Source organism: Kosakonia beeri (assembly GCF_054165705.1).
This window is the reverse complement of sequence record NZ_CM135106.1, coordinates 1,561,503-1,575,733: the sequence shown is the minus strand read 5'-3', so window position 1 is coordinate 1,575,733 and position 14,231 is coordinate 1,561,503. Positions and strand designations below refer to the sequence as shown.

General features: G+C 54.9%; 12 protein-coding genes. 2 read left to right on the top strand and 10 right to left on the bottom strand.

From position 1 onward, the window contains the following. Positions 1–3: 3 nt before the first annotated feature. Positions 4–921 carry a ribonuclease Z gene (gene rnz, locus ACUY4S_RS07605; RefSeq protein WP_458022904.1) on the top strand — a complete coding sequence of 306 codons (918 nt, stop codon included), beginning with the start codon at positions 4–6 and terminating at the stop codon, positions 919–921. A gap of 77 nt (positions 922–998) precedes the next feature. Then, positions 999–2,024: a chemotaxis protein gene (locus ACUY4S_RS07600; protein ID WP_312688231.1), complete on the top strand. Its 1,026-nt coding sequence runs from the start codon at positions 999–1,001 to the stop codon at positions 2,022–2,024. 196 nt (positions 2,025–2,220) lie between these two features. Here the strand turns inward: ACUY4S_RS07600 and nuoN are convergent, their stop codons facing one another. The 10 genes from nuoN to nuoE form a co-directional block, all read right to left on the bottom strand. Next, positions 2,221–3,678 (bottom strand): NADH-quinone oxidoreductase subunit NuoN, encoded by a 1,458-nt coding sequence (gene nuoN, locus ACUY4S_RS07595; protein WP_312688064.1) that lies wholly within the window; start codon positions 3,676–3,678, stop codon positions 2,221–2,223. 6 nt (positions 3,679–3,684) lie between these two features. After that, positions 3,685–5,214 (bottom strand): NADH-quinone oxidoreductase subunit M, encoded by a 1,530-nt coding sequence (gene nuoM, locus ACUY4S_RS07590; RefSeq protein WP_312688067.1) that lies wholly within the window; start codon positions 5,212–5,214, stop codon positions 3,685–3,687. Between the two features lie 128 nt (positions 5,215–5,342). Then, the gene (gene nuoL / locus ACUY4S_RS07585) at positions 5,343–7,184 is read right to left on the bottom strand and encodes an NADH-quinone oxidoreductase subunit L (RefSeq protein ID WP_312688070.1); all 1,842 of its coding nucleotides are present in this window, start codon (positions 7,182–7,184) and stop codon (positions 5,343–5,345) included. Then, positions 7,181–7,483 (bottom strand): NADH-quinone oxidoreductase subunit NuoK, encoded by a 303-nt coding sequence (gene nuoK / locus ACUY4S_RS07580; protein WP_002463445.1) that lies wholly within the window; start codon positions 7,481–7,483, stop codon positions 7,181–7,183. The genes nuoL and nuoK overlap by 4 nt, the downstream gene beginning before the upstream one ends. After that, on the bottom strand, positions 7,480–8,034 hold the full coding sequence (nuoJ, locus tag ACUY4S_RS07575) for an NADH-quinone oxidoreductase subunit J (RefSeq protein WP_312688073.1): 555 nt from the start codon (positions 8,032–8,034) through the stop codon (positions 7,480–7,482). Before nuoJ ends, nuoK begins: the two co-directional genes overlap by 4 nt. Positions 8,035–8,045: 11 nt before the next feature. Then, complete coding sequence (gene nuoI / locus ACUY4S_RS07570) at positions 8,046–8,588, bottom strand: NADH-quinone oxidoreductase subunit NuoI (RefSeq protein ID WP_312688076.1); 543 nt, start codon at positions 8,586–8,588, stop codon at positions 8,046–8,048. Between the two features lie 14 nt (positions 8,589–8,602). Continuing rightward, positions 8,603–9,580 (bottom strand): NADH-quinone oxidoreductase subunit NuoH, encoded by a 978-nt coding sequence (nuoH, locus tag ACUY4S_RS07565; RefSeq protein WP_312688078.1) that lies wholly within the window; start codon positions 9,578–9,580, stop codon positions 8,603–8,605. Then, entirely contained in the window at positions 9,577–12,303 is a 2,727-nt protein-coding gene (gene nuoG / locus ACUY4S_RS07560; protein WP_458022905.1) for an NADH-quinone oxidoreductase subunit NuoG, read from the bottom strand. The genes nuoH and nuoG overlap by 4 nt, the downstream gene beginning before the upstream one ends. Positions 12,304–12,394: 91 nt before the next feature. Next, complete coding sequence (gene nuoF, locus ACUY4S_RS07555) at positions 12,395–13,732, bottom strand: NADH-quinone oxidoreductase subunit NuoF (protein ID WP_312688081.1); 1,338 nt, start codon at positions 13,730–13,732, stop codon at positions 12,395–12,397. Further along, entirely contained in the window at positions 13,729–14,229 is a 501-nt protein-coding gene (gene nuoE, locus ACUY4S_RS07550; RefSeq protein ID WP_086868054.1) for an NADH-quinone oxidoreductase subunit NuoE, read from the bottom strand. The genes nuoF and nuoE overlap by 4 nt, the downstream gene beginning before the upstream one ends. Between the last annotated feature and the right edge of the window lie 2 nt (positions 14,230–14,231).

Below are 14,231 nucleotides of genomic sequence, written 5' to 3'. Positions count from 1 at the left end.
ATTGTGGAACTGATTTTTCTGGGAACATCTGCTGGCGTACCGACGCGTGCACGTAATGTCACATCGCTGCTGCTTAATTTACAGCACCCCACCCGTGCCGGTCTGTGGATGTTTGACTGTGGCGAAGGAACACAGCATCAAATGCTGCGCAGCCCCTTTCACCCCGGCAAGCTGGATAAGATTTTTATTACCCATTTACATGGCGACCATTTGTTTGGCCTGCCAGGCCTGCTGTGCAGCCGCTCCATGGCGGGCAATGTGCAGCCGTTGGGGATTTATGGCCCGAAGGGCATCCGCGAATATGTGGAAACTGCTTTACGCCTGAGTGGTTCATGGACTGATTATCCACTCATCATCGAAGAGGTTACCGCCGGGCTGGTCGTTGATGACGGTCTGCGCAAAGTGACCGCCTTGCCGCTGAATCATCCGGTGGAATGCTACGGTTACCGTATCGAAGAACACGACAAACCCGGTGCGTTAAACGCGGCGGCGCTGGCAGCGCAAGGTATTGCCCCTGGGCCGATGTTCCAGCAGCTCAAAGCCGGGTTAACCGTCACGCTGGATGACGGCCGAACAATCAACGGTGTGGATTACCTTGCGCCAGCAGAAGCCGGTAAAAAGCTGGCGATATTTGGTGATACCGCCCCCTGTGCGGCCTCACTGGCTCTGGCCCAGGGAGTGGACCTGCTGGTGCATGAAGCCACGCTTGAAGCAGCGATGGAAGAGAAAGCCAACAGCCGGGGTCACAGCTCGACACGCCAGGCGGCAAGCCTCGCAGCCGAAGCCGGGGCAAAGCGTCTGGTCATTACGCATATCAGTTCACGCTATGATGAGGAGAGCTGTGTGGGATTGCTGGCGGAATGCCGCACAATATTTGCGCAAACGACCCTGGCAGAAGATTTTATGACTGTTCGCGTATGATGTGATATTGCGCACTCCATTTTTCTCTTTAGGTGCCGATAACAGTTTACACGCAGGCATTTCCTATTGAGGGCATGATGGATAATTTCCAGAAAGACATCGATGACAGGGCGAATCTTACTCTGTCGAACCGGTTTGAGCTGTTACTGTTTCGCCTTGGCACATCGTTAGATGCCACTAAATCTGAGCTGTTTGGCATTAACGTATTTAAATTGCGCGAAATCGTTCCAATGCCCACCTTTACACGTCCTGCTGGCATGAAGCCGCCATTGATGGGCATGGTCAACATCCGCGATCAGGTGATCCCGGTGATTGACCTTGCTGCGGTGGCGGGTTGTAAGCCGGCAAGTGGCCTCAATATTTTGCTGATCACCGAATATGCCCGTAGCGTGCAGGCATTTGCGGTGGAGTCGGTGGAAAATATTATTCGCCTGGACTGGAAACAGGTGCACACCGCCGAAAAAGCGATTAATGGTCGCTATATCACCAGTATTGCCTGCCTGGATGAAGATAAGGATACCAACAACCTCGCGATGGTGCTGGATGTTGAGCAGATCCTGTATGACATTGTGCCTGCGGATCATGACGTACATGGCGATCATGTACCGGATAAGAAATTCAACCTTAAGGAAGGTTCGGTTGCTATCGTTGCAGAGGACTCCAAAGTGGCGCGCGCCATGCTGGAAAAAGGCCTCAATGCGATGAAAATCCCGAATGCGATGCACATTACCGGTAAAGACGCCTGGGAAAAAATTCAGGTTATCGCACAGCAGGCTGAAGCCGAAGGCGTTCCGGTTAGCGATAAGATCTCAATGGTGTTGACTGACCTTGAGATGCCGGAAATGGATGGCTTTACCTTAACACGCCTGATCAAAACCGATCCGCGTTTGAAAAACATTCCGGTTGTGATCCACTCGTCGCTTTCCGGTAGCGCGAACGAAGATCATGTGCGTAAAGTGCAGGCAGACGGCTACGTGGCGAAATTCGAGATCAATGAGCTCTCTTCCGTTATTCAGGAAGTGCTTGATCGTGCAGCTAACAATATTCGCGGCCCGCTGATCAGCCACCATCAGGTAAGCGCCACACCGCTACTGGCCAAGTAATTGTTACCCGAGTTACGCCCAAAACCCGGCTCTGCAGCCGGGTTTTTCTTTGCCTGTCACGGCATCTTTTCCTGCGATGAGAGCCGTTATTTACAGCAAGCCACGGTAAATCATTCTCCCTCTCCTGCTGGTGTTTTTGAGGCAAAAAAAACCGCCGGGTGTTAACACCGGCGGTTTTGCAATGCGCGAAATGCGATTACATCATCGGCATGGCCATTTGCACAATGCTAATCAGCGGCTGCGGGTAGATACCCAGCAGCAGCACCAGCAGAGCAGAGATGAGGACCACAATCCCGCCTGCGCTGTAAGCCCAGTCAGACGGTGCATCGCGGTTCAGTTGCTGCGGCGCAGACAGGTAAAGGCTCACCGCTACACGCAGGTAATAGTACAAACCAATCGCTGAACCCAATACTACCGCACCAGTCAGCCACCACAGGTGAGCCTGTACGCCCAGCGCCAGAATGTAAAACTTACCGATAAAGCCCAGCGTCATCGGAATACCCGCCAGCGACAGCATCATGACCGTCATGACAGCCGACAGGATTGGACGGTGCCAGAACAGGCCGCGATAGGAGTAAAGCGACTCGGCATCCGGTCCGCGGTACGGGCTGGACATCAGACTGACCACGCCAAATGCGCCAAGGCTGCTGAACAGATAACCCGCCAGATACACACCCACGGTTTCCATCGACATCTGACCGCTTTGCAGCGCAATCAACGCCACCAGCAAGTAGCCAAGATGCGAGATCGAGGAGTAACCGAGCAGACGTTTGATATTGGTCTGGCTCAACGCCATCAGGTTACCGAAAATAATCGATGCAAAAGCGATAAGGCCCAATACGACGCGAACAGCTTCACTGTTACCAACCGGCGCATACAGGAACAGGCGCATTACCACACCAAAGATAGCAATCTTGCTGGCGGTGGCCAGGAAGGTCGAAACCGGCGCAGGTGCCCCCTGATAAACGTCCGGCGTCCACAAATGGAACGGCACCAGCGACAATTTAAAGCCAAGACCAACAATCATCAGGCCCAGACCGGTAAGCAGTAACGGCTCATGCAGCATGTTTTCGGCAAGGCTTTTACCAATCGCAGCAAAGGCCAGGTTGCCGGTCTGTGCATACACCAGTGCAATACCGAACAGCAGGAAGGAAGACGCTGCCGCAGAGAGAATGGTGTATTTGATACTGGCTTCCAGCGAGCGTTTCTGGCGGAAGGCATAACCGACCAGCCCGAACAGCGGCAGGGAAATGAGCTCAATGCCAAGGAACAGCGATGCCATGTGGTTCGCATTTGCCAGCAGAATACCGCCCATGGCGGCAATCAGCACCAGCAAATAGAACTCTTCTTTGTTGTCGCTATAGCCTTCCAGCCATGGGTAGGCAAAAGTGCAGGTGGCGAGACTCGCCAGCAGCACCAGCCCGGTATAGAGCATGGCGTAGCCATCAACCCGCATCAGCGGGGTGACATCCATCGCTCCCGCCTGGCCGACGAACCACAAAGAGAGTAGCGCGACGTTGAGACCGATGACCGACAGCGTGGCATTCAAAAAATGGTTGCGTCGCCACGCAATGGAGAGCATCACAACCACCACCGTCAATCCGACGATCAGCAGCGGCAGCAGCGCAATCAGGTGTTGTGGAGTTATTGTCATGGCGATTTACGGCCTTGTAGTAGTAACGGAATTAACAAACCACTGCTGGATATTGCCCATCGCAGCGTGCGATGTATCCAGAATCGGCTGCGGATAGAAACCGAGCAGTACCAGAAGCACGACCAGGATCAGGATCATAGACAGTTCGCGCAGCGACAGTCCCGGCAGTTCTTCACTGGCCAGCGCGCTCTTCGCTTTACCGAAGTAAGCGCGGTGCAGCATTGCCAGTGAATAGACAGAAGCGAAGACCAGGCCGAAGGTCGAAATCACCGTGATCATCGGAACAACCTGATAGCTACCGAAAAGGATCATGAACTCGCCAACGAAGTTACCGGTACCCGGCATACCCAGTGTGGCGACGGCGAAGAACATTGACAGAGCCGGTAGCCATTTAATCTTGCTCCACAACCCGCCCATCATACGCATATCGCGGGTATGCAGGCGCTCATACAGCTGACCACAGAGGATAAACAGACCGGCCGCAGAGAGACCGTGAGCGATCATCTGGATCACTGCCCCCTGGTAAGCCAGCTGGCTGCCTGTGTAGATGGCAATCAGCACAAAGCCCATGTGGGAAACGGAGGTATAGGCAATCAGACGTTTGATATCAGTCTGAGTAAAGGCCATCCACGCGCCGTAGAAGATACCAATCACACCAAGCCACATGGCAATAGGCGCGAACTCCGCAGAAGCATTCGGGAACAGCGGCAGCGAAAAGCGCAGCAGACCGTAGGCCGCGGTTTTCAACAAGATCCCCGCCAGGTCAACAGAACCGGCTGTCGGTGCCTGTGAGTGGGCATCCGGCAACCAACCGTGTAGCGGCACCACCGGCATTTTCACCGCAAATGCGATAAAGAAACCGAGCATCAGCAGATATTCGACGTTGTCGGACATCGGTGTCTTCAGCAGATCTTCGTAGTTGAAAGTCCACACGCCAGTGGCGTTGTAGTGCACCAGCACCAGCGCCAGGATAGCAATCAACATCACCAAACCGCTGGCTTGGGTATAAATGAAGAATTTGGTCGCAGCGGTAATACGCGTCTTCCCGTCAGAGGCTTTATGGCCCCACAGTGCGATCAGGAAGTACATCGGCACCAGCATCATTTCCCAGAAGAAGAAGAACAGGAACATGTCGATGGCAAGGAACACGCCGATAACGCCGCCCAGGATCCACATCAGGTTGAGGTGGAAGAACCCCTGGTATTTTTCGATTTCTCGCCATGAGCAGAGCACCGCCAGCACCCCGAGGAAACCGGTCAGCACTACCATCAGTAGCGACAAACCGTCCAGCGCAAGGTGGATACTGATGCCGAAGCGCGGGATCCATTCATGTTTGTACGTTTCCTGCCAGTGCGGGAAGTTAGCGGGTTGCGTCAGAGAATAGCCGCCCTGCAGCCACAGCTGCAGAGAAAGCGCCAGCGTCAGTCCCATGGTGATCAGCGCGATCCAGCGCGGCACCTTCACGCCGAAGCGTTCGGTCTGCCAGCACAAGAATCCGCCAATAAAGGGGATGAGTATTAGCCAGGGTAATAACATGGCGGTGTATGTCCCTTATATTAATTCCTGTTCAGGCTATCGTGCTCGCCAGCCTGATTATCAGGAATACTTACCTAAAATATGTTTTCATCGGAGGCGGCGTTCACCGCCTCACAAATCACACAAACTCAACGCAATACCATCAACAGTGCCAGCACCACAACGGCGCCGATGCTCATTGAGGCCACATACCAGCGCAGGTATCCGTTCTCGCTAAACAGCAGACCTTTGCCCGCAAAGCGGGACAGAATCGCCGGGATGTTCATCAATGCGTTCAGCGGATCACTCTTCAGCAGCCAGGCGATACCGAGGTACGGCTTGACGAATACGCGATCGTACAGCCAGTCGAAGCCCCAGGCATTGAACCACCAGGTACCGAAGAAACGGCCTGCTGCGCTGTTGGCAACAGCGGTGACCAGCGTGCGTTTACCCAGCCACAGCCAGGCCGCCAGCAGGATACCGATGATCGCTACCGCGCCAGACGCCACTTCCAGCATTACCACACTGCTGTGTGCCAGCTCGGTGGTATCCGGCAGAACGCCTTTCAGCGGCGGCACAATCATTGCGCCAACAAACGTCGAGAGCACCAGCAGCACGATCAGCGGCAGATGGTGGGTGATCCCCTTCCCTGCGTGAGCGTGAATTTGTTCTTTTCCGTGGAAGACAATGAAAATCAAACGGAAGGTATAGAGCGATGTCATAAACGCACCGACCAGACCCGCAATCATCAGATTGATGTGCCCGTTCGCCACCGCACCTGCAAGGATCTCATCCTTACTGAAGAAGCCTGCAGTCAGCATCGGCAGTGCGGACAGCGCCGCGCCACCCACCAGGAAGCAAGCGTAGACCAGCGGAATCGACTTACGCAGGCCACCCATTTTGAAAATATTCTGCTCATGGTGGCAGGCAAGAATCACCGACCCCGACGACAGGAACAGCAATGCTTTAAAGAACGCATGCGTCATCAGGTGGAAAATCGCCGCGTCCCAGGCCTGTACGCCAAGGGCAAGGAACATGTAACCAATCTGGCTCATGGTTGAGTAGGCCAGCACGCGTTTGATATCGGTCTGCACCAGCGCGGCAAAACCTGCCATCAACAACGTCACCGCACCGACAATTCCCACCAGATGCAGGACTTCCGGCGTCATCAGGAACAGGCCATGAGTACGGGCAATCAGATAAACGCCCGCAGTGACCATGGTTGCCGCGTGAATCAGTGCAGAAACCGGCGTCGGACCGGCCATCGCATCTGCAAGCCATGTTTGCAACGGCAGTTGCGCGGACTTACCAACCGCACCACCCAGCAGCATCAGCGTTGCCCAGGTGAGCATCGTGTTGCCGTTGGCAAAGTGCTGCGGCGCGAGTTCAACCATTTCGCGGAAGTTCAGCGTACCCAGCTCGCTATAAAGAATGAACAGCGCGAAAGCCAAAAAGACGTCACCCACACGGGTTACGACAAAGGCTTTCATTGCTGCAGCGCCATTCTTCGGATCGGTGTAATAAAAACCAATCAGCAGATAAGAGCACAGACCCACGCCTTCCCAACCGAGGTACATCAGCAACAGGTTATCGCCCAGCACCAGCACCACCATGCTCGCGATAAACAGGTTGGTATACGCAAAGAAACGGGAGTACCCCTCTTCGCCGCGCATATACCAGGAGGCGAACATGTGGATCAGGAAGCCAACACCCGTCACCACCGACAGCATGGTCAGCGACAGACCATCCAGCACCAGATTGAAACCAATATTGAAATCGCCGACCGCCATCCAGGTCCACAGCGGCTTAACAAACGGTTGCTGGCCCTGGTTGAAGAAATCTACGCCTGCGATTGCCGTTACCAGCGCCGCCAGGCCAATGGAACCGACGCCCACTGTGGCAGAGAGGTTCTCTGACCAGCGACCACGAGAGAAGGCCAGTAAGACATAGCCAATTAAAGGGAAAATAATGGTTAAGGCGAGCATGTTCATCCACGCATCTCACTTACTGAATCGATATTCAGATTCTGGCGGCGACGATGGAGTTGCAGCAGCAACGCCAGGCCAATGCTCGCTTCCGCAGCCGCAAGGCTAATCGCGAGGATATACATCACCTGACCGTCGGTCTGGCCCCAATAGCTGCCTGCGACCACAAAGGCCAGCGCGGCGGCGTTAATCATGATTTCCAGCCCAATCAGCATAAACAGCAAATTACGACGGATAACCAACCCGGTTAAACCTAAAACAAACAAAATCGCCGCGAGGATCAGTCCATGTTGTAAGGGGATCATGCGCGCTCCTCCGTTTTTCTTTTCGCACGGTCGTCGGAGCGGTTGCTCAGCACTTCGCCCATGCGGTCTTCACGCCCTACGTGGAAGGCAACAACCAGCCCCGCAAGCAGGAGCATAGAAGCCAGTTCAACCGCCAGTACATACGGCCCAAACAAGGTGATACCGACCTCTTTAGCATTGATCGCCGTACCGTCGATACCCTGATCATTGACGCCAAGAATGGCGTAAATCATCACCACCAGCAGAACTGCAGAGAGCAGCGCCGGGCCAACCCAGATTTGTGGCGAGAGCCAGTTACGCTCCTGTTCAACCACGCTATTACCCAGGTTGAGCATCATCACAACGAAAACGAACAGCACCATGATGGCCCCGGCATAGACGATGATCTCCAGCGCCCCGGCAAAATACGCGCCAAGCGAGAAGAAGACCCCGGCAATAGCCAGCAGGGAGACAATCAGATACAGCAAGGCGTGCACCGGGTTGGTATGCGTAATCACGCGAACCGTCGTCAGGATGGCGACCAGGCCACAGATATAAAAAGCGAACTCCATTGCCCCTCTCCTTACGGTAACAGGCTCTTGACGTCGATAGGTTTGGCTTCGTTTTCCGCTTCACCTTTATCTTTGCCGTCGATTGCCATACCTGCCATCCGGTAGAAGTTATATTCCGGGTATTTGCCCGGACCGGAGATCAGCAGATCCTCTTTTTCGTACACCAGATCCTGACGCTTGAATTCGCCCATCTCGAAATCGGGGGTGAGCTGAATCGCCGTGGTTGGGCACGCTTCTTCACACAAACCGCAGAAGATGCAGCGCGAGAAGTTGATTCGGAAAAATTCCGGATACCAGCGACCATCCTGCATCTCGGCTTTTTGCAGCGAGATACAGCCTACCGGACAAGCTACCGCGCACAGGTTACAGGCAACACAACGTTCAGACCCGTCCGGATCGCGCGTCAGCACAATTCGACCACGGTAACGCGGCGGCAGGTAAACCGGCTCTTCCGGATACATCCGGGTTTCGCGCTTTGCAAACGCGTGCAGGCCAATCATCCAGATACTACGGACCTGGGTGCCGAAGCCCACGAGTAATTCTTTTAAAGTCATGGTCTTTTCACCCCTTATTGCGCTTGCCAGAGAATGACAGCTGCCGTTCCCAGCAAGTTAATCAGCGTCAGCGGCAGGCAGACTTTCCAGCCGAACGACATCACCTGGTCATAACGAGGACGCGGTAATGCTGCGCGGATCAAAATGAACATCATCATAAAGAACGCAGTTTTCAGCGCGAACCAGATGAAAGGCGGTAAGAACGGTCCATGCCAGCCACCGAAGAACAGCGTAACCATCAGTGCGGAAATGGTGACGATACCGATATATTCACCGACGAAGAACAGACCAAACTTCATCCCGGAATATTCGATGTGATAACCATCCGCCAGTTCCTGCTCTGCTTCCGGCTGGTCAAACGGGTGACGGTGACATACCGCCACGCCCGCGATTGCAAACGTCACAAAGCCAAAGAACTGCGGGATTACGTTCCACAAACCCGCCTGGTTGTTAACAATGTCGGTCATATTGAATGAACCGGCCTGCGCCACAACGCCCATCAGGGAAAGCCCAAGGAACACTTCATAACTCAGCGTCTGCGCCGAGGCACGCATTGCACCGAGCAGAGAATATTTGTTGTTACTTGACCAGCCCGCAAACAGCACCGCATAAACAGCAAGCCCTGCCATCATCAGGAAGAACAGGATCCCAATGTTCAGGTCAGCGACAACCCAGGTCGGGCTGACCGGCACGATAGCAAATGCCAACAGCAACGAGGTAAACGCAATCATGGGCGCCAGAGTAAAGATCACACGGTCAGAAAATTGTGGGACCCAGTCCTCTTTAAAGAACATCTTGATCATGTCCGCAACCAGCTGAAGTGAACCACCCCAGCCTACACGGTTCGGCCCGTAGCGGTTCTGGAACAGACCCAGCAGACGACGTTCACCAAAGCTCATAAATGCGCCACAGGTAACCACCACCAGCAGGATCACTACCGCTTTCAGGATGCTTAACAAAATGTCGATAACATCCGGTGTTAACCAGCTCATGCTTGCGCCTCCTGCAGATTTTCAAGACGTGCTCCGGCCAGCACCGGCGCAATGCCAGGCATGCCCATCGGCAGACCTACCTGCCCTGCTGCCAGCCCTTCCGATACCTGCAACGGCAAACTGATGGTCTGCCCTTCATAGGTGAAGGAAATATGCGCACCCGCATTGACGCCAAGCTTCGCGGCATCGGCCGGGTTAAGCTTGATGTACGGCTGTGGCATGCGACTCTGGAACACAGGCGAACGCTGCGACATTTCGTCACTGCCAAACAGATGATAGTACGGGGCAATCCGCCATTTGCCGTCCTGAGCTTCAAATGCCCCCGGCACACTAACGAAGTAGTCCAGCCCTCTATCAGAGGCTTCAATCAGGCGTACGCCCGGATCGCCATGACGCAGGTGACCGCCCACTTCATCCTGGAACTTGTTCCATGCCTGCGGTGAGTTCCAGCCAGGCGCCCATGCGAACGGAATTTGCGAACGCGGTGCGGACGGCTGGTTGTTCCCTTCCATTGAGAAGGCGAACATGGTGTCTTTATCCTGCGGCTGACGCGGCTCGTGCACGCTGATATTGGCGCGCATAGCAGTGCGCCCGCTGTAGCGATGCGGTTCACGCGCCAGTTTCTGCCCGCGAATACGGAAGCTGGCATCCGGCGCGGCATCTTTAATACCGGCCAGTTGCGGCAACGCGTTAACAGCAGCATCAATAACGTGGTCAAGCTGCGTCCAGTCCACTTCACGGTTTTGCACGGTGCTGTGCAAGGAGTGCAACCAGCGCCAGCTCTCCAGCATAATGGTTTTGTTGTCGTAATAGCCTGGGTCGTAAACCTGGAAGAAGCGCTGAGCACGGCCTTCGTTGTTGATGACTGTGCCGTCGCTTTCCGCAAAACTTGCGGCAGAGAGCACCAGGTGCGCTTTGTCCATGATCGCCGTGCGCTGATGGTCAATGACCAGCACCAGCGGTGCTTTTGCCAGCGCGGCGTCGACACGGGTTGCGGATGCGTGGCGGTGCAGATCGTTTTCCAGCACCACGACCGCGTCGGCCGCACCGCTTTCCAGCTCAGCCAGTGCCTCATCGAGGCTACCGCCGCCAATCATTCCCAGCCCCATGCTGTTGACCGAACGGGCAATCATGGTGATGCCCACATCAGAACCGCGGCCTTTCAGCGCTTTAGCAACGTTTGCCGCCGCGTGGATAACATCCGCGCTGCCCGCGTTCGTGCCAGAGATAATCAGTGGTTTTTTCGCCCCGGCCAGCGCCTGAACGATAACATCTACTTTGTTCTTCAGGTCATTGCTCAGGCCGTCAACCGCCGGTGCGGCGTCGTCCAGCGCATGGGCAATAGCAAAACCCAAACGGGCCTGATCTTCTACCGGTGCGCGATATGTCCACGCAGCGATATCATCCAGACGGGTACTGTCGACGTTGGTGACAAACAGCGGGTGTTTGGCACGCTGACCGATGTTCATGATCGCAGCAATCTGCCAGTCGGCGACTTTCTGAGCCGCAGCCATTTCTCGTGCTTTACCTTTCACGGCCTGACGCACCGCCAGCGAAACGCGGGCGCCGGTCTGGGTAATATCTTCGCCAAGGATCAGCACGGCATCATAAGATTCGATTTCACGCAGCGCCGGGGTACGGATACCGCCTTCACGCAGCACTTTCAGCGCCAGCTCAAGACGTTGTTGCTCACCTTTGGCAATGCCGGTATAGAAGTTTTCCGCACCCACCAGTTCACGCAGCGCGAAGTTACTTTCCACACTGGCGCGCGGGGAGCCAATGCCAATCACTTTCTTCGACTGGCGCAGAATATCCGCTGCACCCTGCATCGCTTGCTCAGCGTTAAGCGTGATCAGATCGTCGCCGCGACGTTGAACCGGCTGACGCGGGCGATCTTTCAGATTGACGTAACCATAGCCGAAACGACCACGGTCACAGAGGAAGTAGTGGTTAACGGTACCGTTATAACGGTTTTCAATGCGACGCAGTTCACCGTAACGTTCACCCGGGCTGGTGTTACAACCCAGTGAGCATTGCTGGCAAATGCTTGGTGCAAACTGCATATCCCACTTACGGTTGTAGCGCTCAGAGTGGGTTTTATCGGTAAATACGCCTGTCGGGCAGATTTCGACCAGGTTACCTGAGAACTCGCTTTCCAGCACGCCATCTTCCGGGCGACCAAAATAGACATTGTCATGGGCACCGTAAACGCCAAGATCCGTGCCGTCTGCGTAATCTTTGTAGTAACGCACACAGCGGTAACAGGCGATACAGCGGTTCATTTCATGGGAGATGAACGGCCCGAGATCCTGATTACGGTGAGTACGTTTGGTAAAGCGGTAGCGACGGAAGCTGTGACCGGTCATGACGGTCATATCCTGCAGATGGCAGTTGCCGCCCTCTTCGCAAACCGGGCAATCGTGCGGGTGGTTAGTCATTAACCACTCAACAACGCTTTCACGGAACTGCTTCGCTTCATCGTCATCGATAGAGATAAAAGTACCATCGGACGCCGGTGTCATACAGGACATCACCAGGCGGCCACGCGTGTCTTCCGCGTTCTGATATTGCTTCACCGCACACTGGCGGCACGCACCCACGCTCCCCAGCGCCGGATGCCAGCAAAAATAAGGAATATCAAGGCCTAAAGAGAGACAAGCCTCAAGAAGGTTGTCTGCTCCATTTACCTCGTATTCTTTGCCGTCTACATGAATAGTAGCCATTAGCATGCTTCCAGTTGTCTCAGTCAGCGACTGAGAGTTAATCAAAATTCTGTTCGCGTCCCCTCACCCATTGCTGATGAGGGAAGGACCATTACCAGCGCGCTTTCAGCAAGTTTGGCTGGATACCGCCAATTGCATGGGTATTGCTGAATTGCTGTTTAATGCCCGCTTCAAACTCTTCGCGGAAATATTTAATCGCGCTCTGTAACGGTTCAACCGCACCTGGCGCATGCGCGCAGAAGGTTTTACCCGGCCCGAGTTGTCGACACAGTTGCTCAAGTGTCTCGATATCTCCAGGCTGGCCTTCACCACGCTCCAGCGCTCGCAGGATTTTTACGCTCCACGGCAGACCGTCACGGCATGGCGTACACCAACCGCACGACTCGCGGGCGAAGAACTCTTCCAGGTTGCGCACCAGCGAGACCATATTGATTTCGTGATCAACAGCCATCGCCAGTGATGTGCCCAGACGACTCCCGGCTTTACCAATGCTTTCGAACTCCATTGGCAAGTCGAGATGCGCTTCGGTCAGAAAGTCAGTGCCTGCGCCGCCCGGCTGCCAGGCTTTAAACTTCAGGCCATCACGCATGCCGCCGGCATAGTCTTCAAGAATCTCGCGCGCGGTGGTGCCGAAAGGCAGTTCCCACAGGCCTGGGTTTTTCACACGGCCGGAGAAGCCCATCAGTTTAGTGCCAGCATCTTTACTGGTCGAAATGTTCTGGTACCACTCCACGCCGTTGGCAAGGATAGCCGGCACGTTACACAGGGTTTCGACGTTGTTCACACAAGTCGGTTTACCCCATACGCCAGAACTGGCCGGGAAGGGTGGCTTGGAACGCGGGTTAGCGCGACGCCCTTCCAGGGAGTTAATAAGGGCGGTCTCTTCACCGCAGATATAACGCCCGGCACCGGTATGCACAAACAGCTCGAAGTCAAAACCGGTACCCAGGATATTTTTCCCCAGCAGGCCAGCTTCGGTCGCCTCAGCGATAGCACGGCGCAGGTGGACGGCAGCTTCGATATACTCGCCACGCAGGAAGATATAACCGCGGTAGGCTTTGAGTGCGAACGCGGAGATCAGCATGCCTTCCACCAGCAGGTGCGGCAATTGCTCCATTAACAGGCGGTCTTTGTAGGTACCCGGCTCCATTTCATCGGCGTTACACAGCAGATAACGGATATTCATGGATTCGTCTTTCGGCATCAGGCTCCACTTCAGCCCCGTGGAGAAGCCTGCACCACCGCGGCCTTTCAGACCCGAATCTTTCACCGCATTAACGATATCGTCCGGAGCCATGCCTGTCAGGGCCTTACGCGCACCGGCATAGCCATTTTTGCTCTGGTATTCATCCAGCCAGACCGGTTGCTTATCATCACGCAGACGCCAGGTCAGCGGATGGGTTTCGGGAGTACGGATAACAGTTTTCATTTATACCGCTCCAGTAGCTCAGGGATGCCTTCCGGTGTCAGATGACTGTGCGTGTCTTCGTCAATCATCATGTTCGGGCCTTTGTCGCAGTTACCCAGGCAGCAGGTCGGCAGCAGCGTGAAACGGCCGTCGAAGGTCGTCTGGCCTGGCTTGATTTTCAGGTGGCTTTCAATGGCCGACTGAATACCCTGATAACCGGTGATATGGCATACCACACTGTCGCAATAGCGAATAACGTGTCGGCCAACCGGCTGGCGGAAAATTTGGCTATAGAATGTCGCCACGCCTTCAACGTCGCTCGCCGGGATCCCCAGAACATCCGCAATGGCATAGATTGCGCCATCCGGCACCCAGCCACGCTGTTTCTGAACGATCTTCAGCGCTTCAATGGACGCCGCACGCGGGTCTTCGTAGTGGTGCTTTTCGTGCTCAATTGCCTCACGCTCTGCCGCACTCAGCTCAAAAGCCTCGGTTTGTGGTTGTTGATTCTCGTGCATAA